General features: G+C 62.0%; 23 protein-coding genes. 12 read left to right on the top strand and 11 right to left on the bottom strand.

The window, feature by feature from the left end; translation table 11 throughout:
- Positions 1 to 74: 74 nt before the first annotated feature.
- Positions 75 to 2147 carry an ATP-dependent DNA helicase RecG gene (gene recG / locus NA645_RS16325; protein ID WP_256049816.1) on the bottom strand — a complete coding sequence of 691 codons (2073 nt, stop codon included), beginning with the start codon at positions 2145 to 2147 and terminating at the stop codon, positions 75 to 77.
- Positions 2148 to 2151: 4 nt separating this feature from the next.
- Positions 2152 to 3072: a hydrogen peroxide-inducible genes activator gene (locus tag NA645_RS16320; protein WP_256049815.1), complete on the bottom strand. Its 921-nt coding sequence runs from the start codon at positions 3070 to 3072 to the stop codon at positions 2152 to 2154.
- A gap of 166 nt (positions 3073 to 3238) precedes the next feature.
- Here NA645_RS16320 and NA645_RS16315 point away from each other — a divergent pair, with 166 nt between their 5' ends.
- The 5 genes from NA645_RS16315 to NA645_RS16295 all read left to right on the top strand — a co-directional run bounded on the left by NA645_RS16315 (position 3239) and on the right by NA645_RS16295 (position 9176).
- Positions 3239 to 4099, top strand: a complete 861-nt coding sequence (locus NA645_RS16315; RefSeq protein ID WP_256049814.1) for an NAD(P)H-binding protein — start codon at positions 3239 to 3241, stop codon at positions 4097 to 4099.
- A 218-nt stretch (positions 4100 to 4317) separates the two neighbouring features.
- Positions 4318 to 5490 carry a zinc-dependent alcohol dehydrogenase gene (locus tag NA645_RS16310; protein WP_256049813.1) on the top strand — a complete coding sequence of 391 codons (1173 nt, stop codon included), beginning with the start codon at positions 4318 to 4320 and terminating at the stop codon, positions 5488 to 5490.
- Between the two features lie 69 nt (positions 5491 to 5559).
- Positions 5560 to 6084, top strand: coding sequence for a transcriptional regulator (locus NA645_RS16305; RefSeq protein WP_256049812.1), 525 nt, complete (start codon positions 5560 to 5562; stop codon positions 6082 to 6084).
- Positions 6085 to 6592: 508 nt separating this feature from the next.
- The gene (locus NA645_RS16300) at positions 6593 to 7936 is read left to right on the top strand and encodes an MFS transporter (protein WP_256049811.1); all 1344 of its coding nucleotides are present in this window, start codon (positions 6593 to 6595) and stop codon (positions 7934 to 7936) included.
- Between the two features lie 307 nt (positions 7937 to 8243).
- Positions 8244 to 9176 (top strand): AEC family transporter, encoded by a 933-nt coding sequence (locus tag NA645_RS16295; protein ID WP_256049810.1) that lies wholly within the window; start codon positions 8244 to 8246, stop codon positions 9174 to 9176.
- A gap of 105 nt (positions 9177 to 9281) precedes the next feature.
- Here NA645_RS16295 and NA645_RS16290 read toward each other — a convergent pair whose 3' ends face one another.
- Positions 9282 to 10229 carry a methyltransferase gene (locus NA645_RS16290; RefSeq protein WP_256049809.1) on the bottom strand — a complete coding sequence of 316 codons (948 nt, stop codon included), beginning with the start codon at positions 10227 to 10229 and terminating at the stop codon, positions 9282 to 9284.
- Positions 10230 to 10265: 36 nt separating this feature from the next.
- Positions 10266 to 11717: an iron-containing redox enzyme family protein gene (locus NA645_RS16285; RefSeq protein WP_256049808.1), complete on the bottom strand. Its 1452-nt coding sequence runs from the start codon at positions 11715 to 11717 to the stop codon at positions 10266 to 10268.
- Positions 11718 to 11904: 187 nt separating this feature from the next.
- Between NA645_RS16285 and NA645_RS16280 the strand changes: the two genes are divergently transcribed.
- The 3 genes from NA645_RS16280 (at position 11905) to NA645_RS16270 (ending at position 13500) form a co-directional block, all read left to right on the top strand.
- Positions 11905 to 12123 carry a hypothetical protein gene (locus NA645_RS16280; protein ID WP_256049807.1) on the top strand — a complete coding sequence of 73 codons (219 nt, stop codon included), beginning with the start codon at positions 11905 to 11907 and terminating at the stop codon, positions 12121 to 12123.
- A 164-nt stretch (positions 12124 to 12287) separates the two neighbouring features.
- Positions 12288 to 12620, top strand: a complete 333-nt coding sequence (locus tag NA645_RS16275; RefSeq protein WP_256049806.1) for a PilZ domain-containing protein — start codon at positions 12288 to 12290, stop codon at positions 12618 to 12620.
- A gap of 184 nt (positions 12621 to 12804) precedes the next feature.
- Positions 12805 to 13500 carry a dienelactone hydrolase family protein gene (locus tag NA645_RS16270; RefSeq protein WP_256049805.1) on the top strand — a complete coding sequence of 232 codons (696 nt, stop codon included), beginning with the start codon at positions 12805 to 12807 and terminating at the stop codon, positions 13498 to 13500.
- 43 nt (positions 13501 to 13543) lie between these two features.
- On the opposite strand, the gene NA645_RS16265 is transcribed toward NA645_RS16270, so the two are convergent.
- From NA645_RS16265 to NA645_RS16235, 7 genes are all read right to left on the bottom strand, one after another.
- Complete coding sequence (locus tag NA645_RS16265) at positions 13544 to 15640, bottom strand: flagellar biosynthesis protein FlhA (RefSeq protein WP_256049804.1); 2097 nt, start codon at positions 15638 to 15640, stop codon at positions 13544 to 13546.
- Positions 15637 to 16776 carry a flagellar biosynthesis protein FlhB gene (gene flhB / locus NA645_RS16260; protein WP_256049803.1) on the bottom strand — a complete coding sequence of 380 codons (1140 nt, stop codon included), beginning with the start codon at positions 16774 to 16776 and terminating at the stop codon, positions 15637 to 15639. The genes NA645_RS16265 and flhB overlap by 4 nt, the downstream gene beginning before the upstream one ends.
- Positions 16769 to 17548: a flagellar biosynthetic protein FliR gene (fliR, locus tag NA645_RS16255; RefSeq protein ID WP_256049819.1), complete on the bottom strand. Its 780-nt coding sequence runs from the start codon at positions 17546 to 17548 to the stop codon at positions 16769 to 16771. Before fliR ends, flhB begins: the two co-directional genes overlap by 8 nt.
- Before the next feature lie 20 nt (positions 17549 to 17568).
- The gene (locus tag NA645_RS16250) at positions 17569 to 17841 is read right to left on the bottom strand and encodes a flagellar biosynthetic protein FliQ (protein ID WP_045160116.1); all 273 of its coding nucleotides are present in this window, start codon (positions 17839 to 17841) and stop codon (positions 17569 to 17571) included.
- A 1076-nt stretch (positions 17842 to 18917) separates the two neighbouring features.
- Positions 18918 to 19673 carry a flagellar type III secretion system pore protein FliP gene (gene fliP, locus NA645_RS16245; protein ID WP_256049802.1) on the bottom strand — a complete coding sequence of 252 codons (756 nt, stop codon included), beginning with the start codon at positions 19671 to 19673 and terminating at the stop codon, positions 18918 to 18920.
- The gene (gene fliN, locus NA645_RS16240) at positions 19670 to 20041 is read right to left on the bottom strand and encodes a flagellar motor switch protein FliN (protein ID WP_131649330.1); all 372 of its coding nucleotides are present in this window, start codon (positions 20039 to 20041) and stop codon (positions 19670 to 19672) included. Before fliN ends, fliP begins: the two co-directional genes overlap by 4 nt.
- Positions 20038 to 20877, bottom strand: a complete 840-nt coding sequence (locus NA645_RS16235; RefSeq protein ID WP_256049801.1) for a FliM/FliN family flagellar motor C-terminal domain-containing protein — start codon at positions 20875 to 20877, stop codon at positions 20038 to 20040. Before NA645_RS16235 ends, fliN begins: the two co-directional genes overlap by 4 nt.
- Positions 20878 to 21321: 444 nt before the next feature.
- Here NA645_RS16235 and NA645_RS16230 point away from each other — a divergent pair, with 444 nt between their 5' ends.
- Genes NA645_RS16230 through NA645_RS16215 form a run of 4 tightly spaced genes read left to right on the top strand, consistent with a single transcriptional unit; the run spans position 21322 to position 25800 of the window.
- The gene (locus NA645_RS16230; RefSeq protein ID WP_256049800.1) at positions 21322 to 22713 is read left to right on the top strand and encodes a sigma-54 dependent transcriptional regulator; all 1392 of its coding nucleotides are present in this window, start codon (positions 21322 to 21324) and stop codon (positions 22711 to 22713) included.
- Between the two features lie 27 nt (positions 22714 to 22740).
- Positions 22741 to 23061 (top strand): flagellar hook-basal body complex protein FliE, encoded by a 321-nt coding sequence (locus NA645_RS16225; protein WP_256049799.1) that lies wholly within the window; start codon positions 22741 to 22743, stop codon positions 23059 to 23061.
- A 20-nt stretch (positions 23062 to 23081) separates the two neighbouring features.
- Complete coding sequence (gene fliF, locus NA645_RS16220; protein ID WP_256049798.1) at positions 23082 to 24761, top strand: flagellar basal-body MS-ring/collar protein FliF; 1680 nt, start codon at positions 23082 to 23084, stop codon at positions 24759 to 24761.
- On the top strand, positions 24733 to 25800 hold the full coding sequence (locus tag NA645_RS16215; RefSeq protein WP_256049797.1) for a FliG C-terminal domain-containing protein: 1068 nt from the start codon (positions 24733 to 24735) through the stop codon (positions 25798 to 25800). The genes fliF and NA645_RS16215 overlap by 29 nt, the downstream gene beginning before the upstream one ends.
- The last annotated feature ends 6 nt before the right edge of the window (positions 25801 to 25806 follow it).

Raw genomic sequence — 25806 nt, 5'->3', positions numbered from 1 at the left:
AAAAAACAGGCTCCGGCGCGGCCGCGTACGAAACGGGAACAGACCCTAATGCGGTTTGGGTTTACCGACGAGCGTCAGACTTGCCCGTATTGCTGGCCGTGGCGCAACCAGCGCTCCAGCAGTGGGCTGACATGCTGCGGCCAGCGCGCCAGCAATACCTGCGCAGCGTCACGTACGGCGGGTAACAAATCGGCGTCGCGCATCAGGTCGGCGACCTTGAATTGCAGCAGGCCGGTCTGGCGGGTGCCGAGCATTTCGCCGGGGCCGCGCAGTTCCAGATCTTTTTCGGCGATGACGAAACCGTCATTAGTGTCGCGCATGATCGCCAGGCGCTGACGACCGATCTGCGACAGAGGCGGGTGATAGAGCAGCACACAATGGCTGGCGGCGCTGCCCCGGCCGACCCGCCCGCGCAGCTGGTGCAGCTGGGCCAGGCCCAGGCGCTCGGGATTCTCGATGATCATCAGACTGGCGTTGGGCACGTCTACCCCGACCTCGATCACCGTGGTGGCGACCAGAAGTTGCAGGCGGCCTTCCTTGAACTCCAACATTACCGCGGCCTTTTCGGCGGGCTTCATGCGGCCGTGGATCAGCCCGACGTTGAGCCCGCCCAGCGCGGCCGACAGGTCCTCGAAGGTGGTTTCGGCGGCTTGGCAGGTGAGTTCTTCCGATTCCTCGATCAGGGTGCAGACCCAGTAGGCCTGGCGGCCTTCGTTGCAGGCGGCGCGCACCCGCTCGATGACTTCCACGCGGCGGCTGTCGGCGATCACCAGAGTGTTCACCGGCGTGCGGCCCGGCGGCAGTTCGTCGAGGATCGAGGTATCCAGGTCGGCGTAGGCGCTCATCGCCAGGGTGCGCGGGATGGGCGTGGCGGTCATGATCAGCTGATGCGGGCACAGTCGGCCGTCGATCCCCTTCTGCCGTAGCGCCAGGCGCTGCTGTACGCCGAAGCGGTGCTGTTCGTCGATGATCACCAGCGCCAGCTTGCGAAAGCGCACCTCGTCTTGGAACAACGCATGGGTGCCGACCACCATCGGACAGCCACTGGCGATCTGTTCCAAGGCCGCAACGCGGGCCTTGCCCTTGAGCTTGCCGGCCAGCCAGGCGACCTCGATGCCCAGGGGTTCGAGCCATTTGCAGAAGGTGATGAAATGCTGCTCGGCAAGAATTTCGGTGGGAGCCATCAGCGCCACCTGATAGCCAGCTTCCAGCGCCTGTAGCGCGGCCAGCGCGGCGACCACTGTCTTGCCGGCACCGACGTCGCCCTGCACCAGGCGCAGCATGGGTTCGTCCTGGGCCAGATCGTAGGCGATCTCCGCACCAACGCGCTGCTGCGCCCCGGTGGGCTGGAAGCCGAGGTTGGCCAGGTAGCGTTGCGGCAATGTGCGCGCCGGTGGCAGCTGCGGTGCCTGTTGCGCGCGGACGCTTTCGCGCAGGCGCTGTAGTGACAGCTGATGGGTCAGCAGTTCCTCGAATGCCAAGCGATGCTGGGCCCAGTGGCGGCCCTCGGCGAGTTCCTCCAGGTCAGCATCCGGCGGCGGTCGGTGCAGGTAGCGGATGGCTTCGTCGAGCTTCGACAATCGGTAGTCGCGCGACAGCTCTTCGGGCAGCCAGTCGGGCAGGCTGTGCGGGCCGAGACGGGTCAGCGCCTGTTCGCTGAGATTGCGCAGGCGCTGCTGGGTCAGGCCTTCGGTGGTCGGGTAGATAGGCGTCAGGGTCTGCTCGACCGGCGCTGGCTCACCGGTCAAAGCGCGGTATTCGGGATGGTAGATTTCCAGCCCCGAAGCACCCGGTCGCGCCTCGCCATAGCAACGCAGCTGGGTGCCGCGCTTCATGGCTTCCTTCTGGGCGTTGCTGAAGTGATAGAAGCGCAGGCTCAGCGTGCCGCTGCCGTCCTGCAGGCGCACCAGCAGGCTGCGCCGGCGGCCCATGACGATGTCGGCGCCGGTCACGACGCCTTCGATCACGGCATCCTGGCCGGGGCGCAGCGCGCCGATAGGCACCACGCGGGTGCGGTCCTGATAGCGCAACGGCAGGTGGAACAGTACGTCCTGCAGGGTTTCCAGGCCGACTTTGGCGAGCTTTTCGGCCAGTGCCGCGCCGACGCCCTTGAGTGCGGTGACCGGGACGGCCGCAAGCTCGCTCATGGGCTCAGACGTTCGCGACCGGTGGTTTGGCGACCGAGCACAGGCGGATGGAGTCGGCCAGCACCTCGATGGCCCGCGGGCGCGGGAAGCTGGCGCGCCAGGCGATCGCCACGGTGCGGAAGGGCACCGGCGGCGTCAGCGGCCGGATATCCAACACGCCGGCCGAATAATGATGGCTGTCGACCGCCGACAGCGGCAGGATCGACACGCCCAGGCCCGAGGCGACCATATGGCGGATGGTTTCCAGCGACGAGGACTCCACCGTGGTGTGGGTCGGCGCCTCGCCCTTGCGGGTGGTCGGGCAAGCTTCGAGCACCTGATCGCGGAAGCAATGGCCTTCGCCGAGCAGCAGCAGGCTCTTGTCGTTGAGCATTTCGGCGTCGATGGTTTCTTTCTTGGACCACGAATGGTTGGCCGGCATCAGCACGTAGAACGGCTCGTCGTACAGCGGCAGCGTCAGTACGTCGGCTTCCTGGAAGGGCAGCGCGATGATGATGGCGTCCAGCTCGCCGGTGCGCAGCTTGTCGCGCAGCACGTGGGTGAAGTTTTCTTCGATATACAGCGGCATGTCCGGCGCCACGCGGTGCAGCTGCGGGATCAGATGCGGAAACATGTAGGGGCCGACGGTATAGATGGCACCGACCTTGAGCGGCGCGGCCAGCTGGTTCTTGCCCGCTTGAGCCAGTTCACGGATGCTCTGCGCCTGCTCCAGCACCTTCTGCGCCTGGGTGACGATGCCTTCGCCCACCGGCGTCAGCCGCACCGCGCTCTTGGTCCGCTCGAAGATCAGCACGCCGAGCTCGTCCTCCAGCTTCTTCACTCCCACCGAGAGGGTGGGCTGGCTGACGTGGCAGCGTTCGGCGGCGCGGCCGAAGTGTGATTCCTGGGCGAGCGTGACGATATAGCGCAGTTCGGTCAGTGTCATAGCGAGTTTCCATCAGAGTGCCGGCTAGCATAGCCTTTGCTCGTGTTCGAACCAACTGGCCAATAGCCGTTCAGTGCAAGCTGATCAGCGGCCAAGCCACGGCAGCGTTACACTCAGGCAAGGCGGGCCGATTGGGTGGTCCGCAACGGTTAAGGAGTAACCGACCATGGCAAATCGTCCTTCGGTAATGATCGCCGGCTGCGGTGATATTGGCGTTCGTCTTGGGCTGCAACTGAGCAGAGCGGGCTGGACGGTCTACGGCCTACGTCGTCAGGCAGCGAGCCTGCCGGTGCCGATCCTGCCGGTCAAAGGCGATCTGGCTTCCGTCCAGGTTCCGCGCAGTTGGCCCAACGGGACGCTGGACTATCTGGTTTACGCCGCATCGGCCAGCCAGCACGACGAACCGGGCTACCGCGCCGCCTATGTCGATGGGCTGCGCAACGCGCTCGGCTGGCTGCAACAGCGCGGCCAGCGGCCCAAGCGCTTGATCTTCCTCTCCAGCACCGGCGTCTATGCGCAGAACCAGGGGGAATGGATCGACGAAACCTCACCCACCGAGCCCGCCGGCTACACCGGGCAGGTGATGCTCGAAGCCGAGCGGCTAGCGCTTGGTAGCGGCATTCCGACCACGCTGGTGCGGATGGCCGGGCTTTACGACCCGGACCGCCCGTGGATGCAGAATCAGGTCCGCGCGGGCTTGCGAGTCGATCGCGACCCGCCGCAGTACAGCAACCGCATTCATCGCGACGACGCCGCCGCGCTTCTGGCCTGTCTGCTCCAGACCGATCTGCGTGGAGGTGATCTGCAGGACTGCTATCTGGGCGTCGACGACGACCCGGCGCCACTGCATGAAGTCATCGACTGGCTACGCGAGCGACTCGGTGTCACCCATTGGGCGGAGCAGACGATGACGCGCCGGGCCGGCAGCAAGCGCTGCAGCAATGCCCGCGCGCGGGCGCTGGGCTGGACTCCGCACTATTCGAGCTATCGCAACGGCTACGCCAGCGTCCGTCCCGGCAAGGGTTGAGCCGCAGCCACAACAACAGCCCGTCGGTGTTTTGGCCATCATTGCGACATTTCAGGCAACTCTGGCGGCGCGGCGCTTACTAAAAATTTGTTAGCACGCACGCCGCGCGCCCTGCCATATGGCGGCAGTCGGGTCAGGAGCAGCTGCCGCCCCAGCGGCGATCAATCAGGAAGAACCACCACGGCGGCGTTTTCGAACACCGAACCAGGAGATTTTTCATGAGAGCCCTACGCTGGCACGGCAAGCACGATATTCGCTGTGACAACCACGTCCCCGACCCCACCATCGAGGACCCGCGCGACGCCATCATCAAGGTCAGTTCCTGTGCCATCTGCGGCTCGGACCTGCACCTCTACGACGGCTTCATGCCTGGCATGAAGCACGGCGACATCATGGGTCACGAGTTCATGGGCGAGGTGATGGAGGTCGGCTCGGCCAACAAAAAGCTCAAGGTCGGCGACCGCGTGGTGGTGCCCTTCACCATCGTCTGTGGTGAATGCGATCAGTGCCGGCGTGGTAATTTCTCGGTGTGCGAGCGCACCAACCGCAACAAGGACGTCGCAGACAAGGTCTTCGGCCATACCACTGCGGGTCTCTATGGCTACACCCACCTTACCGGCGGCTACGCTGGCGGGCAGGCTGAGTTCGTCCGCGTGCCGTATGCCGATGTCGGCCCGGTGGTCGTCCCCGACGGCATGACCGATGAGCAGGTGCTGTTTCTCGGTGACATCCTGCCCACCGGGTGGCAGGCCGCGGCGCAGTGCGATATCCAGCCCACCGATACCGTAGCCGTGTGGGGCGCAGGGCCGGTCGGTCAGTTCGCCATCCGCAGCGCGATCATGATGGGCGCCGAACAAGTGATCTGCATCGACAACGTCCCCGAACGGCTGTCCATGGCCCGAGCCGGCGGCGCTATCACCATCAACTTCGATGAGGAGAGCGTGCTCGAGCGGCTCAAGGAGCTGACCCGTGGCAAAGGCCCGGAAAAGTGCATCGACTCTGTCGGTATGGAGGCACACGCCGCGCGCTCCATCGACTCCATGTACGACCGTGCCAAGCAGGCACTGATGATGGAGACCGACCGCCCGCACGTGCTACGCGAAATGATCTACGTCTGCCGTCCGGCGGGCATCATCTCCATCCCCGGCGTCTACGGCGGGCTGATCGACAAGATCCCGTTCGGCGCGGCGATGAACAAGGGGCTGACCTTCCGCATGGGCCAGACCCACGTCAATCGTTGGACTGACGACCTGCTCAAGCGCATCCAGGAAGGCCAGATCGATCCGTCCTTCGTCATCACTCACAGCGTCAGCCTCGAACAGGGGCCGGAAATGTACAAGACCTTCCGCGACAAGCACGACGGCTGCATCAAGGTCGTTCTCAAGCCCTGAGGGCTTCGCTCCGCTTCCCTGCTCCAGGGAAGCGGGCGGCTTCTCCACGCCCCGAGGAGGGACTGATCCATGAGCGTTCCACATCGAGTAACCCGTACCAATCATTCGGCCCGTACGCTGGCCCGTGGCCTTGGCTGGTTCAGTATCGGACTGGGCCTGGCCGAAGTGCTGATGCCCGGCAAGCTCGCTCGCTTTCTCGGCGTGCCCGGCAACGAGGGGCTGATTCGCGCATGCGGCGCGCGCGAAATCGTCACAGGTGTCGGGCTGTTGCTGACGGACGATCCCAAGCCCTGGATCTATGCCCGTATCGGCGGTGATGCGCTGGATCTGGCCGGGCTTGGGCTGAGCATCGAGAAGGGCACCGAACAGGTTAACGCCGCTTTGGCCACTGGTGCGGTCGTGGGCGTTACCGCGCTGGACCTGGCCTGCGCCAAGGGGCTTGGTGAGGAGGAGCAGGTGGTCACTGAATGGGATTACAGCGATCGCAGTGGCTTCCCTGAGACGCCCGATTCCATGCGTGGGCGGGTCGAGGCGGAATTTGCGGCCATGCGGGCGGAGCCAAATGGTTACAGCCCCTCGACCATGCTGCACTGAGGTTTGCTGATCTGCAGGGTGTTCTGGCACTGCGAGTGCCAGTCGCTCCAGAGGCTGAGCCGAGTGCCAAAAGGCTTCATCGCCAAGCGGCAGCACAGCGTGCCCTCGGAAAAGGCGTAGCGCGCAGTCGACAGGTATCGCCAATCGCGTTGACCACGCAGTATCAGCACCTATCGCATCAGGCGCGCGCTTTAGAGGCCTGGTCAGGTTCTTGGCAAAATCGGCATATAGTTCTTGCACAGCTGTCTCGCTGTGCACATCGACTTGCGCTAGTCATTTCCCGAATTGGGAAGTTGACGAACATTACCTCCTCAACGTATGAGATGAGTGCTGTCAGCTGAGCAATTGACGGCGTTCTGCACTGCCTGCCCTGCAAGCACGCGGACGCGTGGACAGCGGGCCATACCGGGTCCGGCAACGAGTATCCGGACGTGGCCTGGCTGGTCACCTGAGCTCGATAACAAGAACAGACTCAACTAAGGTCGATGCAATCCACAGGAGCGATTCAATGTCAGCGATTCCACTGCCAAGGGGTGAGGCGGTCGTCGAGAGCGATGCCGAAAAAGCAATCTTCTCGAAGATTAACTGGCACATCCTGCCGCTATTGCTGGTTGCCTACTGCTTCGCCTACATAGATCGCATCAACATTGGATTCGCGCAGCTTCAGATGAAGAATGACCTGTACTTCAGCGATCATGTCTTCGCCCTTGGTGCCGGCCTGTTCTTCGTCGGTTATTTCCTATTCGAGGTACCCAGCAACCTGATGCTGGAGAAGATCGGCGCGCGCAAGACGATCCTGCGCATCATGCTGTGCTGGGGTGCCTGCGCCACGGCCATGGCCTGGGTCACGACACCGTGGCAGTTCTATGTGCTGCGCTTTCTCCTAGGAGCGTTCGAGGCCGGCTTCTTTCCTGGCGCGATTCTCTACTTCACGTTCTGGTATCCGCCTGCGCGGCGGGGAAGGGTCATCGCTACCTTCATGACGGCCACCGCCATCGCAGGTATTCTCATCGGGCCGCTCAACGGAGCCCTGATGAAGTTCGGCCAGGGCGTCTTGGGCTACCACGGCTGGCAGTGGATGTTCATTGCCAACGGTGCTCCCTGTCTCCTGATCGGCGTGCTTGCCTATCTCCTGCTGAGCGATGGCCCGGAGAAGGCATCGTGGCTGACGGACCAGGAAAAGAAGATATTGACCGAACGCTTGGCAAGGGACCGCGTAGCATCGACCTCCGGTGGCCATAGCGCTCTGCGCACGCTTCTCAGCGACCCGAAGATCTATGTGCTCTCCACCGTCTACTTCCTCATGAGCGGCGCGGTCTATGCGCTGCTGTTCTGGGCGCCCACGATGATCGCGAGCTGGGGCGTAAACGACGTGTTCCATGTCGGCCTGCTCAAGGCTCTTCCCAATATCGTCGGTGCCATCGGTATGGTGCTCATCGGGCTAAGCTCGGACCGCATGAACGATCGGCGCTGGCATTATGTTTTTTGCGTTGGCTTGATTGCGGCCAACTTCGTGGCCATGGGGTTCGCCAATAACGATTTGGTGTCGTCCATGATCTTCTATTGCATTGCGTCGATCGGTATCGCGTCGCTCACCCCCTTGTTCTTCGCCTTCGTTAGCGAATATCTATCGAAGGAAACGGCGGCAGGCGGAATCGCCCTCATCAGCTCGCTGGGGAACCTCGGGCCCGCAATAACCCCGTCCATCAGTACCTGGATATTGAGTTCCACAGGCCAGAACAGATACAGCCTCTTCTTTATCGTCTCGTTGTATGTCATGGCGGCCATCATCATGGCCGTTGTGGCACGTCCAAAGAATAAGGGCCTCGGTTGGTCGGCTCAGCCTATTTAAGGCGCAAGCAGCCGATTCCCGTCCGGGACTGAATAAGCGCTGACTTAGGATGGTTAGTTCGCCGCAGGGATGGTCCAGACCTGCAGACGTTCCCTGAACCTCTTCAGCGCGAGGTGTTTGTCATGAGGTCGAGGCGCTGGATATCGCTGAACGCCTCCTGGACAAATGAAAGCGTGAGTAGAGCTTGAAAGCGCTTCCGATCACCCGCGAAGAGCCATTTTTGCTAAGGTTTGCCGCCATCTATTCCGACCGAACCGCCGTTCCCGCGCCGCCAACCTACTGTCGGTGAGCCTGCCATAGAGAAACCATGTCCGCCGTAGTTAATGTCGTCCTGCCGGTCTTCGCGCTCATCTTCCTCGGGTATCTGTGCCGCCGCACCGGCCGCATGGGGCCGAGCGGTGCGTCCGAACTCAATCGTTTCGTCGTCTGGCTGGGGCTGCCCGCGCTGTTGTTCAGCGTCATCGCGACGTCTACCTGGGAGCAGCTCTGGCAGCCCGGCTTTATCGTCGCCTTCACGGTGGGCTGCCTCGGTGTGTTCGCTTTCACCCTGGGCTATCGACTGCTGCAGAAGCAGCCGCTAGTCGATGCCAGCCTGGATGCGCTGGGCGCGTCCTACGCCAACACCGGCTACGTCGGCATTCCGCTGTGCATGCTGGTACTCGGTGACGAAGCGTTGCAGCCGGCCATGGTGGCGTCGATCATCGTCGTCTGTGTGCTGTTCGCCATTGCCCTGGCCTGTGTAGAAACCGGACTGCACGCCGGGCAGGGCTTCACGCGTACGCTGGGCAAGGTCAGCGGCGCGCTGCTGCGCAATCCACTGGTGGTGGCACCGCTGCTGGGTGGCGTCTGGGCTGCGAGCGGGTTGGTGTTGCCGGTGCCGCTGGCGACCTTGCTCGACTTGCTGGGCGCGGCGGCTGCGCCCTGCGCATTGGTATCGCTGGGACTGTTTCTGGCCCAGCCGCAGCCTGGCGGCAAGGTTACGGGCGTCTGGCCGCTGGTGGCGTTGAAGCTGGTGGTGCAGCCGCTGATCACCTGGTATCTGGCATTCCAGGTGTTCGAGCTCCCAACCCTGTGGGCCTATTCGGCGTTGTTGCTGAGTGCGCTGCCCACCGGCACCGGTCCCTACATGCTCGCCGAATTCTATGGTCGCGAGGCGTCACGGGTGTCGCGGGTGGTGCTGTACTCGACGCTCGGCTCGCTGATCACGCTGTCGGTGTGCCTGGTGCTGCTGCCAGTCTGAGCCGAGCGCTTACGATTGATGGGTTGCACCCATCCACGGACTCAGCCACTGGCCGACTCGTAGGAAGGGCGCACTCCATCAATCCAAACTGAGGCTTCGCGTCGATCACCTTGCCGGCCGGGTCACTTCCAGCACCACGGCGGCAATCCGGTCGCATTCGGCGTAGACGCCGTCGAGCAACTCCTCGCCAAATACGTCCGGATCGACTTCACGGTAGGTCCATTGCAGGTCGCGGCCTTCGAGACGCTGGCTGACCTCCCGAAGGAAAGGGTCCTTATTGCCGACCATCGCCACGCCGGTATAGAGCAGCAGCGTGCCGCACGGGGCGAGGCGTTCCAGCGCGCTGTCGAAGATTGCCAGCGACAGCCCTGCGCCCAACGGCCCGCCGCCATGGCGATAGGCGCGCTCGCCGGGGTCGATCAGATAGGGCGGGTTGGCCAGGATCAGATCGAACTCCCCGTCGACATCCTTGAGCAGGTCGCTGTGCTGGGCCCGCAGATTGTCTGCACCGGCCAGCGCCGCGTTGATGCGCGTCAGGCGTAGCGCGGACGGATTGATGTCCACCGCCAGCACTTCGGCCTGCGGTCGAGCCAGTGCGGTGAGCACCGCGCCGGCACCGGAGCCACAACCGATGTCCACCACACGGCAGATATTGCCGGGATGGTTATTCAGGTGCGCCTGAATGGCGTTGGCGAACCGGTAGGTGTCCGGGCCGAAGAACACCGCGTCCGGGGCGTCGGTGGGGTATGCCGAGTGCACGAACAGCTGGCCATCCAGGCTCGACAGCCGTATCCGGCTGCGCCAGCGCGAGTCGCTGGGTGCCAGCACGCCGGCCTGATCCATCAGACTGAACAGCGCCGGTGGCAACAGCTCATGCTGGAACGGTCGGCTCCAGCCGAAGACGCCGCACAGATCCTTGGCCAGTGCGTTATCGATTCGCTGGTTGACCCGTTCGTGGGTCAGCGGAGTGGGGGTGATGAAGTGATAGCCGCGCTCGCGCAGCGCCTGAGCCATGTGCAGCAGCGCACGGTCCTGGGCATTTTCCAGCGTCATGGGATTCCCTGGCGAATTCGCCTCAGTTGAACGGTTTCAGTTGAAAAGTCCGGTGAAGATTCTGGTGGCCAGCAGGCCGGCGGCGCTGTGGTGGCGCGCCGGAGACAGCAAGGGCAACAGGTGACGCATGCGAGCGTCACGATTGGGTAGTTGCGCCAGCTGCTGTTCCAGCAGTTGCGTTTCCTGATCGAAATCGCTGACCGTTTGGTTCCGATCCTGCACTAGTGCTGGCTTGGCCGGACGTTCGTTGGCCATCTGTCGACGACCGCTGAACTGACTCTGGCGCTGCGCCAACGCGGGGTGCGGCTTGCCGCGGGTCGATGGCTGTTCGGCCAGCCAGTCGCCGGCAATCCAGTCGTGAATCAGCTGCTGTTCGTGGGCGCTGAACACCCCGAACATGGGGCCCTGTTCGCCGGCCATCAACTGCCAGAAGCGGCTGTGCGGCGGGTCTTCATGGCGCTTGATCCAGCCACGGCGCTGCAGAGTGTCGAGAAATTGCGGGATCTGCTCCGGCTCGGCCAACCATTGATTCACCGTGCGGCCATCGAAGCGGCAATAGTCCGAATGCACGAACTGCCCGACGCCGGCTTTTTTTTCCAGCACACGCAGCACTTCCTGCTCGGCATCGAAACCGGCAATCACCGATAGCGTGCTGGCGCCAAGCTCGTTGAGGCGGTAACCGTTGATGACGCGACGATAGAATTGCTCGCTGTCACCAATCTGTGGCCAAGCCGCCAGCAGACCCTGTATGGCTTTCTTCGCGTGGCCATTGTCGGCGTTGTCCACGGTGACATGCAGGGTGAAGTAATAGGGATCGATGCCCAGTTCGGTGAGTTCGTACGAACTGATCAGCAGATGCAGCGGCAACTGTTCGTAACCGAGATTGAAGCCGATCACCTCGGGCAGGAAATGCTCGGCGTGTTCGGCCAGCGCCAGCTGGATCGCGCCCTGGACGAAGTTCTCGTCATCCAGGTTCTGCCAGTCGTCGCAACCCTGGCTGGCGAGCAGCTTGCGATAGAGCACGACGTGATTCTTTTCCGGCTGGCCTTCGCCGAGTTCTTCGAGATAGGTCTGGATCAGGGCCGTGAAGCGCGCATCGTCCCAGCGCTGCAACAAACCGTAAAGCCAGGCGCCGTCGACCAGCTTGGTCGGCGCCACGCCTTGCAGAAAATGCAGCGCGTGGGCCTTGCTGGAGAAATAGCGGCGCGGTGCCCCGGCACGGCGCGCATCGAGATAGCTTTGATATTGGCCGCCGACGCTGGCGGTATGCGCTTCGAGCCATTCGCCGAGCCCTGCCGGGTCCGGCGGTAGATCGCAGGGCAGTGCCGCCGCGGTCTCCAACTGAGCGTTGAGATACTGCGCAGCGTCCGCGCGCACGCCCTCGCTGGCCGGCGTATCGAGCAGCGCGAAATAGAGCGCTCGGGACGGCGCTGCGATCTCGGGCGCAACGGGAGCGGCATCCATGGGTAGGCTTCGAGTCAGTTGCATAAGCTCACACAGCGGCAAAGGGGAAGACCCCAGATGCTGTTTTGGCCTTTGCCCAACCGGATAAGTTCAGCGCACCCGTCGAGTGGCCGGTCATCCCACAAGGCGGTTCTTCATGCAACTTCCGAGAGGCGTCGTCTTCCTACCTATTCAGAGCACGACGTTTCCAGCGAAACCAGAGGAGGTCCTCATGAACCCATCCGAACGCGGCAAGGAAAATCTCGACGCCATCACCGATCGCGACGACCAGCGAATCGACCGGGCCGACGGCAAAACCAATGGCGAAGCCGCTGGCGGCGACCGCAGCGACGTGCCCGGCGGCGCTTACAACGTACCGCCGAACATGGCCGACGAAGTCAGCGAAGACGACGCGCTGCGACACCGCAAACCGCAGAAGCCGGAGCGCTAACTGCTTGCGCGGAGTAGGTGCGGGCCTGAACTGCAGGGGAAAATATTTTCCCCTGCGCTTAATTTTCCGTGCGATCTGGTCGCCTGCTGCCCTTTACACCACGCCCGTCGCCGCGGCCGCGGTGACACCGGCTATTGCCGAACAAAGGACTGCAGAGTTTCGCCATGCGCCAACACAGCCGCCTTACCTTCCGTCATCTGAGCCGTATCCAGGTGACCAATCGTCTCAGCGGCGACCCCATGGGTTACATCGGCGATCTTTCCATCGGTGGTCTGCGGCTGGTGGCCAAACAGCCTCTGGTCATCGGCGGCTGCTATGAGATGTGTCTGCACGTGCCTGATCACGGCGAGCGGCTGCGCGAGGTCGATGTGGTGGTGATCTGCCAATGGGTGCGTAAGGATTCACGACGCGATTCGTTCGAGATGGGCTTTGCCCTAGACCGCCCTTGCCCCGCCTTCGTCGAGATGGTTGCGCAGCTGCTACCCAGGCGGCGCTAGCGATTGACCACCCTCGCCGGTAATGCGATCACAGCTGTACCGGGTCTTGCTCGCATCACAGATGCATGCACCGTCTCGGCCTCACGAACTCCTCGATTCAACATCTGTCGCACCTGTTCCAACGGCGCTCTTCGGCACGCCGAGCCTTGTGGTCGGCAACCATCGCAACCCAAAGGAGACGAGCATGACTTCACAGTGGATCGACATTTCCGCGCAGGATGGCAACAGCTTCAAGGGCTACCTCGCGCTGCCGCCGGCCGGACATGGCCCCGGCATCGTGCTGATTCAGGAAATCTTCGGTGTGAACGAACACATTCGATCGGTCGCCGATCAGTATGCGTCCGATGGCTACGTGGTATTGGCCCCTGATCTGTTCTGGCGCAGCGAGCCGGGCGTCCAGCTCGGTTATGGCGGCGACGACTGGGAACGCGCGTTCGCGCTGATGCAGGCACTGGACTTCAATCTGGCAATCGACGACCTGCGCCGCACCGCCGAAACCCTGCGTGGCCGCGACGACTGTAACGGACGCGTCGCTTCGGTGGGCTACTGCATGGGCGGGGTACTGTCGTTTTTGAGCGCCGCCAACGCCGGCGTTGATGCAGCTGTCTGCTACTACCCTGGCAGCATCGAAAAGCGTCTGGACCAGGCCGAGCGGATCACCTGCCCGACCTTGTTTCACTTCGCCGAAGAGGACGATCACATCGACAGCGATGCGGTCGCCGCCGTGCAGGAGAAAATGGCCCAGGTCGGCCAGGCGCAGATCGAGACCTATCCGGGCGTCGATCACGGCTTCAACTGCTGGGCACGGCCGGCTTACAACCAGAACGCCGCGGCACTCGCCCATGGGAGGACGCTGGTGTTTCTGGCGAACAGCTTGTAGTCCTGAAGCCTGTAAGGCGAATAAATTCGCCCTACAGGGTTGGTTAACCCAGCGTGCCGAGAATATTCACGCCGACGCGATCCGGAATTTCGTTCTGCGACAGCACATGCAGGCCCGGGCTGAACACCCGCGCGTAGCGCGACAGCAGCGGGCGCAGCTGCGGCATCACGGTGAGGATCGGCGGATGGCCATCCTTGCGCAGCTTTTCCTTTACCACCGGCATGCTGTTCTGCAGCTGGTTGAGCAGGCTCGGCTCCACCGGAATGTTGTCCAGGCTCACCTGGCCGGCCTGCTGGGCGATGGCCAGCGCGTTGAGCAGGGTGTTTTCCAGGGCGTTCTCCAGCACGAACACCGCCAGTTCGCGTCGATCGCCGGCAATCATCGAGACGATGCTGCGGCGCAGGGCATAACGCACATCGGCGGCCAGCAGCACCGGGTCCTTGGTGGTCTCGCTGCATTCGAGCAGGGTGCTTGCGATGGTTTCGATGTCGCGCAGCGGCACCTCTTCCAGCAGCAGTTGGCGGTAGACGCGCATTTGCTGGGTATAGGTCAGCGCCGCCTTTAGGCTTTCGGCGAGCTTGGGTGCTTGCACGGTGAGACGCTGCATCAGGTGCTCGACATCGTCGTGCTTGAACAGGTCCGGCAGATGCTCGCGCACCACCTTGTTCAGATGCGTGGCGACGACGCTGGCGCAGTCGATCACCTGGTAGCCGAGGTTCAGCGCACGGGATTTATCCGATGGCTGAATCCACACCACCTGCATCCGATACGCCGGGTCGGTGCCAAGAATGCCGTCGATTTCGCCATACAGCTCCGGCGAAGGAATCGCCATCAGGCGGTCGGCGTGCAGCTCGGCGCCGTCGATCTTCTCGCCGTTGATGTAGATGTCGTACTGCGAGGCTTTGAGCCGCAGGCTGTCGCGGATCTGGACTTCTGGCAGCAGGAAGCCCAGGTGCTCTGAGAGCGTCTGGCGCACGCCGCGCACCCGCGCCGGCAAGGGCGCACCGGAGGCTTCGTTGACCAGCCCGACAAGCTTGTAGCCCAGGGAAATCGACAGCCGCTCGACCAGTGGGATGTCTTCCCAGGCCAGGTTTTGCGCCTTTTCCTTGTCCATCGCCTGGCCGATGGCCTGGATTTCCTTGAGATCGGCGCCTGCAGCTGGAGGCTCCTGGAGCGAGACACGCCAGCCGATGAATGCGATCAGCGCGGCGAAGCCAATGAAGGCCAGGTGCGGCATACCCGGCACCATGCCGAGCACGAACAATATGCCAGCCACGGTGTACAGCGAGGCCGGGTTGGCCAACAGCTGTCGCTGCACCTGGCTGGTAATGTCGCTGGACTCGTTGATCCGGGTGACGATGATTGCCGCCGCGGTGGACAACAGCAGCGCCGGGATCTGCGCCACCAGGCCATCACCAATGGTCAGCAGGGCGTACTGCTTGAAGGCCTCGCCAGCCGCCAGATCATGGACGAACACGCCGATGGCGAAGCCACCGAATAGGTTGATCAGCAGGATCAGGATGCCGGCGATGGCATCGCCGCGAACGAACTTCGAGGCACCGTCCATTGCACCGTAGAAGTCGGCTTCCTTGGCCACTTCCTGGCGCCGCGCCTTGGCGTCTTCGTTGGTTAGCAGGCCGGCGTTGAGGTCGGCATCGATGGCCATCTGCTTGCCCGGCAGGGCGTCCAGGGTGAAGCGCGCAGTGACTTCGGAGATGCGCTCACCACCCTTGGTGATGACGATGAAGTTGATGATCATCAGGATGATGAACACCACCAGGCCGACGATGAAGTTGCCGCCGATCACCACCTCACCGAAGGCTTCGATCACCTTGCCCGCGGCGCCCGTGCCAGTATGACCTTCGAGCAGCACCACCCGCGTGGAGGCGACGTTGAGCGTCAGGCGCATCAGCGTGGTGATCAGGATCACCGTCGGAAACAGCGAGAAATCCAGCGGACTCTTCGACGACACACTGACCAGCAGTACCAGGATCGACATGGCAATGTTGAAGGTGAACAGCACGTCCAGCAGCTGCGGCGGCAGCGGCAGGATGATCATCGCCAGGATCGACAGGATGATCAGCGGGATCCCAATGCGTCCGCTGCTGAATGTCGGCGTCAGTTTCTGAATCAGGCTCATGATCGGGCTCGGTTGAACAGTTCTTCGGGAATATGGATGTCACTGGCCAGCTTGGGCTTGGCCCGCCGGCCCTGTTTCCAGGCCTTGAGCTGGAGAATGTAGGTCAGCACATGGGCCACCGCGGTGTAGAGCGGCGCCGGAATCTGCTGATTGACCTGCGTACTGAAGTAGATCGCCCGCGCCAGAGGCGGCAGTTCGACCACTTCCAGGCCATTGGCCTGGGCCAGCTTGCGGATATACAGCGCCGTCTCATCAACGCCACGGGCGATAACAAAGGGTGTTTCGGCCTTCTTCGGGTCGTACTTGAGCGCCACCGCGTAATGCGTCGGGTTGACGATCACCACGTCGGCATCCTTTATCACCCGGCTGATCTGGCGCTGGGCCAGCTGGCGTTGCAGCTGCTTGATACGCGCCTTCACCTCGGGGCGGCCTTCCTGGTTCTTGTGCTCTTCCTTGCGCTCCTGCTTGGTCATGCGCATTTTTTTCAGGAAAAAGAAGCGCTGCAGCGGAATGTCGATGAACGAGAACAGCACGAACACCAGCAGCAGCGAGATCGCCAGGTCGAAGGTCAGCGAGAAGGCGCTGCCGATGGCGTTGCTGATATCGCTGCGCTGCAGCGCGATCAGCTTCGGTGCGGCGTAATACAGCTGGCCGACGGCAATGCCCAGCAGCGCGCTGATCTTCAACAGCGACTTGAGCAGCTCGGTCCAGTTCTGCGCGCCGACCATCCTTCCCAGCCCGGTGATGGGATTGAGTTTGCTGAACTTGGGCGCGAAGTTCTTCGAGGCGAATACCCAACCGCCCGGCACCAGACCAAAGGCGATGACCAAGATCGGCGTGATCAGCAAGGGCAGCAGCACACTGATGAACACCAGCAGGTTATGCGTCAGGATGAGCTGGAGGTCATCGACACCCATCTCGCTTTTGTGAAAGTCGATGTACGAATAACTGAACGCCTGCTGCATGCCGTCGAAGAAGAAGCCGATGCTGAATTTGAGCACCAGCAGCGTCGCCAGCAGCGAGACGGTGGTGGCGACATCCTTCGAGCGGGTGACCTGGCCATCGTCGCGACTCTTCTTGAGTTTCTGCTCGGAGGCCTCTTCGGTCTTGTCTTGGGTACTGTTCTGCTCAGACATTGCGCCCGCTCCGCAGGATTTCGCCGATGTTGCCCAGCAGTTCACGGGTCAGGTGCAGGTAGGCTTCCGACAGGTTCGGCACGGTCAGGTAGATCAGCACCAATCCTGCGATGATCGCCATGGGGAAGCCCAGGGAGAACAGGTTCATCGCCGGCGAAATGCGGTTGAGCAGGCCGAAGCAGAACTGCACCAGCGTCATGCAAAAAACGATCGGCAGGGCGATCAGCAGCGCGGCGGAAATCACCCAGCTCAGCGACAGGGCGATGGTCTGTAGCCCGTCGAAATGGATGCCGCTGCCGATCGGCCAGAAGACGAAGCTCTGGTAGATGATGGTGACGATCACCAGATGCCCATCGGTGGCGAAAAACAGCAGCGCCAACAGGATGAAATACAGCTGATAGATGATCGACGCCGACGAGACCCCATTCATAGGATCGTTGAACACCGCCATGGACAGGCCCAGCTGCGTCGAGACGATATCGCCGATCAGGGTGAACACAGTGAACACCAGCATCAGCGCCAAGCCCAGTAGCAGGCCCATGGCGATCTGCTCGAAAGCCGTGAGAAGGCCCTTGAGCGACAGCGGGTCGATGGGTGCCGTCACCGGTAGCGCGGCGGTGAGCACCACCGTCAGGGCGATCGCCAGCAACACGCGCACTCGCACGCTGAGCGACTTGTGGCTGAACATCGGCGCCAGGCTGAACACGGCCATGATCCGGCAGAACGGCCACCAGTAGCCCAGCAACGACTGCAGGTACTGACCGACCTGCATGATGGGTTCGTTGCCCATGGCTAGCCGACCAGCCGCCCGGCTTGGGTGAAGGTTTCGATAAACAGATCGCTGAAGGTGCGCAGGATCCAGTGCCCGGCGAACACCAGCATGCCGAGGGTGATCAGCAGGCGCGGGAGGAAGCTCAGCATTTGTTCGTTGATCTGCGTTGCCGCCTGGAAAATGCTGATCAGCAGGCCGCCGAGCAGGCTCGGCACGACCAGCACGCAGACCACCAGCACGATGACATGGATCGCGTTGGAGATAATGTTGACGGCGGTGTCTGGGGTCAGCATGGGAGCACCTGGGAGGTGAGGGTGGTTCCGCCGCTCGGAACGGCAGTGAGTCTGCGTAGGAGCGAGGGGGATGCCGAGTCGTTGGCTCGCGATCCGGCCCTGGCGGCGCGTTCGTTGCTATATGACGCCGCGTGTTCCCAGACCGGCGCTACGAGGTGCGCCATCTGCAGTGGTTCCGACGCTTTTCGTAGAAGCGAGCTTGCTCGCGAGGCTTTTTGGCTTGAGCTTCGTGAGGTATGGCCTATTACCGGAGTTGCCCGAAGCATTGGTTTCGCCCTGCTGAGCGACTCACTTTTTTCAGTTGCCAAAAAAGTAAGCAAAAACGCTTGCCCCTGCATCCGGGTCTCGCTGCGCTCGACTTCCCTCGCTCCGGTGACATTCCAGGGGCCCGCGGCGACGGGCCATCCATGGCCCAACGCCGCTCTCGCGGCATCCATGCCGCTCAACCCCTTCCACGCCACCTGCGCTCGGCCTCCTGAAAGGGGCGATTCGGTGGCGTCTGATGGGCCGTGCAACGAAGCGGTTGCAGGAGCTAAACGTAGGGTGGGTAACGCGAAGCTTACCCACCGATTTTCATGGCTGGAGATAGCCTCCGGTCCCATTGTCGATCTCGGTGGAAAATGCTTCGCAGTTTTCCACCCTACAAAATTTTCGTTTTCGATCTGAGGCTGGGTCGAGACGCTTTTCCAGTTCTTCCGCCCACGAACCACCAGACGCCGCCGAACGCCCCTTTCAGATGGCCGAATGGAATCGCTGCGTAGAGGGGCGAGCGGCATGGATGCCGCGAGAGCCGTGAAGGGCCATGGATGGCCCTTGCGCGGCGACCCTCGGAGCAGCGATGGAATGAGGGAAGTCGAGCGCAGCGAGACCCGGATGTAGGGGCAAGCGTTTTTGGTTACTTTTTCGGCGTTTGGAAAAAGTGACTCGCCCAGCAGGGCGAAACCAATGTGCCGGCCCCGCACGGCAATGGGCCTCGGCCACCAAACCCAAAGCTCTAAAGCTTCGCGAGCAAGCTCGCTGCTACGAAAGCAGACGCGGCCAGCGTGCGCACAACCCGTTGCGTTCACTATAGCCACCTAAAACGGCTGCACGCTGGTCGTCAGCGTACCCATCAACAACGCCCAGCCATCCACCAATACAAAGATCATCAGCTTGAACGGCAGCGAGATCATCATCGGCGAGAGCATCATCATGCCCATTGCCATGAGTACGCTGGCGACCACCAGATCGATCACCAGAAACGGCACGAAAATCATGAAGCCCAACTGAAAGGCGGTCTTCAGCTCGCTGAGCACGAACGCCGGTAGCAGCAAGGAGAAATCCAGGTCTTCCAGATTCTCCGGCACCTCTTCGCCGGCCAACGCAACCATGGTCTCCAGCGAGGTCTTGTTGGTCTGCGCCAGCATGAAGCTCGAGAGACTGGTCTTGGAAACTTCCAACGCCTGCTCCAGGCTGATCTCGTCGTTCTGAAAGGGCTCGAAGGCGGTGCTGTGGATTTCCTGCCAGACCGGGCGCATCACCAGCAGGGTGACGATCAGTGCGATGCCGATCAGTACCTGGTTCGGCGGGCTCTGCTGCAGGCCGATGGCCTGCCGCAGGATAGCCAGCACGATGATGAAGCGGGTGAAGCAGGTCATCATCATCAACATCGCCGGCAGGAAGCCGAGCAAGGTCATGAGGATCAGAATCTGAATCTTGACCGAGAATTCCTGACCGTTCTCGGTATCGTTCAGGTTGAACAATGTGATCTCACCGCCGGCAGCCTGAGCCACCAGCGGGAACAGGCTGACCAGCACCAGGCACAGCAGCACCAGCCCGCGACGCAGTTTCATTGGGTCAGTGCATCCAGACTGGTGCCCGACAGTTCGACGATACGCAGGCCGTAGCTGCCATTCATCACCACCACTTCGGCCTTGGCGAACAGGGTGCCGTTGACCTTCACGTCCAGCGGCTCGCCGGCCACTTTGTCGAGCACGATGACGCTGCTGGTGTCGCACTCCATCAGTTCTTTCAGCGAGATTTCCGCCGAGGCCACTTCTAAGGTGACATTCACCGGGATCTTGCCGAAGAAGCTCAGGTCCTGGCGCGGTACCTGGGGCTGCGGGGTGGGGGCGACGGCTGACTCTTCGGCCGCGTCGAGGCTGAGGTCGCCCTCGTTGATGAGGTTCTCGAATTCGTTGTCGGACAGTTGACCGGTCATTGGGATTTCACGCTTTCAAGTGAAGTGAGGAACAAGGCGCCGTCTTCTTCAAAGACAGTCCCCCGGAAAAGCTTCTGCTGATTGATGCGCACCTCATAGCGATCCAGCGGACGCACCATGAGGATGTCGTTGAGCTGCAGGCCGAGTACCTGCGACAGCGGCATTTGCGCCGAGGCGACCACGCAGTCCAGGCGTACCGGAAGGTGCTTGATGTGATCGACCGGATTGCTGGTCAAACGAGTGGGCAACGGGCCGGCCAGCCGACTGGTCAGTTCATCGACCAGATCGGTATCCAGATGAATGAAAATCGATGAGCGGCTGTTGGTCAGATGGCTGATGTACTCAAACTCCGCCACGTACTCCCAGCTGGTTTCTTCGTAGTCATTTTCATAACGCTCGAGTTCGCCGAAGGTTTCACCGGACAATATCGAGCGAGCAAATATATAAGTCAGGTCGAGGCCCAGGCGATTACGCATCCGTTGTTCGGATGTGCTGATCGGCGGTGTGTCCTGGCTGGGTACGATAGTTCCGCCGTAATAACACTCGAGAGCTTCTGTAAGCAGGGCGCGATCAATGGAAAAACCGACCTTCCCCATCGGGGACCGATAGATGCAATCTGGCGGATTTTTATTGGGCTCCTGCACATCGACTTTGCTCAGTTCAAGGCTAATGCGGTAATTGCGCAGGAAGTAGTCACCAATCAAGCGCGGATTCTTGTTGGTGGTTTCTTTTATGAACTGAGGAATCTTGTGATGATGCCGGCCAAGCTTCTGCGGTTTCAATACAGTCAGGCTTTGGGCGGGCACGCCATGATGGACTTTGGAATTGCCAGACATGTTGTGTGCGGTATTTCCTGGTTCTTGTGCGATCGGCGAGCCGGCAACACGGGGTATAAGCAGAAGATTATTTGGCCAGGGCAGGATTTTGCGGCGCCCGAGATTCAGGCACGGCTCTAGCGTGCCGCCAGTCTAGGCATAGGCGCGAGGAAGGATTAAATCAATAAGTATCAAATGACCTTTTTTGAGATCACTTGCGAGCTTCTGATTTAATTTTAGCGGAACTGATTGGGCGGTTCCTGGAGGGCTTGTTAACGTGCGCGCATTGTTTCGGGGCAGTCAGCTATTGTTGGTCGTTCGTTCTGGGTGAGTTGGACAGGCAGGGCGACGGAAGTTCCGGAAAAGTTAAATATTTTTTCTTCGGCGAAATCCGGCGTTGTACTCGAGCGAGTCGGCAGGCGTGTCAGCGCCAAGGTGGTCACATTGAAAAGTGTTAGTCATGCAATGAACTACTCATGCGAAGAGCTATTTGCTCCGGCGTCGGCATCAGCGCGCAAGAAAGTCATCATTTTCGATAATGCTGCCGAGACGGGTAGTGACTTCCTTAATGCCGGGTTGCGCAAGGAAGGTTGCGCGGTCTTTTCCTATGCAAGTCTGAACGATCTGGACAATGCGGCGCTGAAAGATACCGCCCTGGTTTTTGTATTTATCGGCGGTGTGGAAGAACGAACTTTATATGCACAGGTTGAATCACTGATGCGGCGCGGCCGTAATATCAGTGTCATTCCGGTTGTGCAGTACGCGGATCAGGAGAAGGCCGCGACATTACTTGAGCTGGGGTGTGTGGATTACCTGCTGTCGCCGTTCAGCGACGGCCAGCTCAGCGCCCTGTTGCGCCGTCAGGAATACGCCGATGCAGCGCAAGAGAGCTTCGTAACCTGCTCTCAGGCTGGCCGTCGCCTGTTGGCCATGGCTCAGCGCGTATCGCTGACCCGCGCGCCGATTCTGATCACTGGCGAAACCGGCACTGGTAAGGAGCTGATGGCGCGTTACATCCATCGTTTCTCCGCCAACGCCGATGCTCCCTTCGTTGCGGTGAACTGTGCAGCCATTCCCGAACAGATGCTCGAATCCATCCTGTTCGGACATGAGAAGGGCGCCTTCACGGGTGCGGTGACAGCCCAGCCCGGCAAGTTCGAGCTGGCCAATGGCGGCACCTTGCTGCTCGACGAGATCGGCGAGCTACCGCTGGGCCTGCAAGCCAAGCTGCTGCGTGTGCTGCAAGAGCAGCGTGTCGAGCGCCTGGGCGGTCGCAAGGAAATCGAGCTTAACGTCCGAATCATTGCCGCGACCAACCGGGACCTGCAGGTGGAGGTCGCCGAAGGGCGCTTTCGCTCGGACCTGATGTTCCGTCTCGACGTGTTGCCGCTGCATATCAGCCCTCTACGCGAGCGTAAGGAAGACGTGCTTCCGCTGGCCCGCCGTTTCGTTGCCAAGTACGCGCCGCAGGAAGCCGGCGAAGAGCTGTTCACCAGCGATGCCTGCCGCGCCCTGTTGCAGCACGACTGGCCGGGCAATGCTCGCGAGCTGGAAAACACCGTGCAGCGCGCGCTGGTGCTGCGCAACGGCTTGTTCATCCAGCCGCAGGACTTGGGCCTGACGGCGCAGCCGCAGGCGGAGGTGCGTGCCGAACGCCCGCCGCAGCCCATCGTCGAGACGGGCAAGGCCGCCCTGCGTGCCAGTGGCAAGTGGGCCGAGTACCAGCACGTGATCGACACCATTCGCAGGTTCGACGGGCACAAGTCCAAGGCCGCCGCCAGCCTCGGCATGACCTCGCGCGCCCTGCGCTATCGCCTCAATGCCATGCGCGAGCAGGGCATCGAGCTGAATTTCTGATTTCGACGTATCAAGGGAGAGCCAGCGATGAGTTCAATCATGCAGGTACAGCAGGACATGCTGGGCCGGATGCAGCAGCTTGCGAATGTCGCCGAGGGCCCGGGCATCAAGCCAGCCAGCCAGCCGGCGCCGGACGCGGGCAACGTATTCATGGCGGCGATGCGTTCGGTGGATGCCCAGCAGCATCACGCCAGCGCGGCGGCGGCTGCGGTGGACAGCGGCAAGAGCGACGATCTGGTTGGCGCGATGATCGACAGCCAGAAGGCCAGCGTGTCGTTTTCCGCATTGCTGCAGGTACGCAACAAATTGACCACGGCGTTCGACGACGTCATGCGGATGCCGCTGTGATCGGCACAGAGAGCTAAGACGTGCTGCAGAAAATCAAAAGCAAGCTGCCCGCTGGTGGGCTGCAACTCGATCCGCGCGTGACTTTGGCCGGCATGGCGGTGATCGCCGCCGCGCTGGCCGTAGCCGTGGCTTTCTACCTGTGGCGCGACAACGGCTCGTTCCGCCCGCTGCATGGTGCTGGCGAAGCCTTTCCCGTGGCTGAAGTGATGCAGGTGCTCGACGGCGAGGCGGTGCAATACCGCATCCATCCGCAGAGTGGGCAGATTCTGGTGCGTGAGGATCAGCTGTCGCATGCGCGCATGCTGCTCGCCGCCAAGGGCGTGAAAGTGGCGCTGCCGGCCGGCTACGAGCTGTTCGACAAGGAGGAGCCGCTGGGCACCAGCCAGTTCGTTCAGGACGTGCGCCTCAAGCGCAGCCTGGAAGGCGAACTGGCGCGTACGGTGATGTCGCTCAAGGGCGTTCAGCACGCCCGCGTGCATCTGGCGCAGGAGGAGAACAGTTCCTTCGTGGTCAGCAAGCGTGCACCGGCCAAGGCGTCGGTGATGCTGCAGCTGGAACCCGGCTACAAGCTGGGCGCCGATCAGGTCGGCGCGATCGTCAATCTGGTCGCCGGCAGTGTGCCCAACCTCAAGCCCGAAGATGTCGGCGTTGTCGATCAGTACGGTGCGCTGCTCTCGCGCGGGCTGAACGTGGGCGGTGGCCCGGCGCAGAACTGGCAGGCCGTCGAGGACTACCAGCAGAAGGCGGTGGCCAACATCGAGCAGGTACTGGCGCCGGTGCTCGGAAGCGGCAATTACCGCATCAGCGTTGCCGCCGATATCGACTTCAGCCAGAAGGAAGAAACCTTCCAGTCCTTCGGAGACACCCCGCGCCTGCGTCGCGAAGTGCTGAGCAACGAAAGCGCGCTGGACCAGCTCGCACTGGGGATCCCCGGCTCGCTGGCCAACCGTCCTGTCGCGCCGCCGAAGGAAGGCGAAGCGCCGGCAGCGGACGGCGCCGAGACCAAGGGTGCGACCTCGCTGCGTGAAGAGTCGACCCGTCAGTTGGACTATGACCAGAGCGTGGTGCATGTGAAGCACGCAGGTTTTGCCCTGCGCCAGCAGAGTGTGGCGGTGGTGCTCAACGCCGAGGCTGCGCCCGAAGGCGGCTGGAGCGAGGAAGCCCGGGCCGAATTGGAGGCGATGGTGCGCAGCGCAGTCGGCTTCAAGCAGGAGCGTGGTGATTTGCTCACGCTTAGCGTACTGCCCTTCGCCGCTGTGGAGACCACCGCTGCCGAGGTGCCCTGGTGGGAGAATAACCAAGTGCATGCCCTGGCCAAGCTTGGTGTCGCTGGCGTGATCGCACTTCTACTGCTGCTAATCGTGGTCCGTCCGGCCGTGCGCAGCCTGACCCAGCGCGCCGCGCCGGCCGAGTCAGAAGCGGCCGCTCTCGATGGCACCCTTACGGCCATGCCGGGCGCCGCTGCCATCGAAACCGAGCCGCGAGCAGCTCTGGCCAGCCCGCGCAGCTCGGGCGATGGCGTTCACGTATTCGGCGAACTCAACCCGCTCTCGGAGATTCGCCTGCCTGCGCCCGGTTCGGGCCTGGAGCTACAGATCGAGCACCTGCAAATGCTCGCCAAGAACGACCCGGAGCGCGTTTCGGAAGTCATCAAGCATTGGATAGGCCGCAATGAAAGAGAACTCAACCCAGCCAGCTGAGTCGGTGACCGGCTCGAGCAAGGAAATCAAAGCGCGTCCGGTGCAGCTGCGCTCGGTGAGCTCGCTCGACCAGGCGGCGATCCTCATGCTGAGCATGGGTGATGACATATCTGCCGGTATTTTGCGCAACTTCTCCCGCGAAGAAATCATCAGCATCAGCCAGGCCATGGCGCGCTTGTCCAACGTCAAACAGCCGATGGTCTCCGACGTGATCAGCCGCTTCTTCGACGATTACAAGGAGCAGAGCAGCATCAAGGGTGCCTCGCGCACCTATCTGTCCGGCATGCTGGGCAAGGCGCTGGGCGGTGACATTACCCGTTCGCTGCTCGATTCGATCTATGGCGAGGAGATTCGCGCCAAGATGGCCAAGATGGAATGGCTCGACCCGAAGCAGTTCGCTGCACTGATCGCCAAGGAGCACGCGCAGATGCAGGCGGTGTTCCTCGCGTTCCTGCCGCCAGGCATGGCCACCGATGTGCTCGAGTGCATGCCGGCCGAACGCCAGGACGAGCTGCTCTATCGGATCGCCAACCTCAACGAGGTCAACAGCGATGTCATCGCCGAACTCGAGCAGCTGATCGATCGCAGTCTGCAGGTGCTGTCGAATCAGGGTTCGCAGGTGCGCGGCGTGAAGCAGGCGGCCGACATCATGAACCGCTTCAAGGGCAACCGTGATCAGATGTTCGAGCTGCTGCGCGCTCACAACGAAGAGCTGGTGGGCAAGATCGAGGACGAGATGTATGACTTCTTCATCCTCTCGCGGCAGAACCAGGATGTGCTGCAGACCCTGCTGGAAGTGATCCCGCTGGAAGAGTGGGTGGTGGCACTGAAGGGCGCCGAGCCGGCGCTGGTCAAGGCCATCCAGGGGGCAATGCCCAAACGTCAGGCGCAGCAGATGGAGTCGATCAACCGTCGCCAGGGCCCGGTGCCGCTGTCACGCGTCGAGCAGGTGCGCAAGGACATCATGGGAGTGGTCCGCGAAATGTCCGCCGACGGCGATCTGCAGATTCAGCTGTTCCGCGAACAGACGGTCGAGTAAGCGCCG

Origin of the sequence: Stutzerimonas stutzeri, assembly GCF_024448955.1 — a bacterium.
Classification (GTDB): Bacteria; Pseudomonadota; Gammaproteobacteria; order Pseudomonadales; family Pseudomonadaceae; genus Stutzerimonas; species Stutzerimonas stutzeri_AQ.
This window is presented reverse-complemented; position numbering and strand designations above follow the sequence as displayed.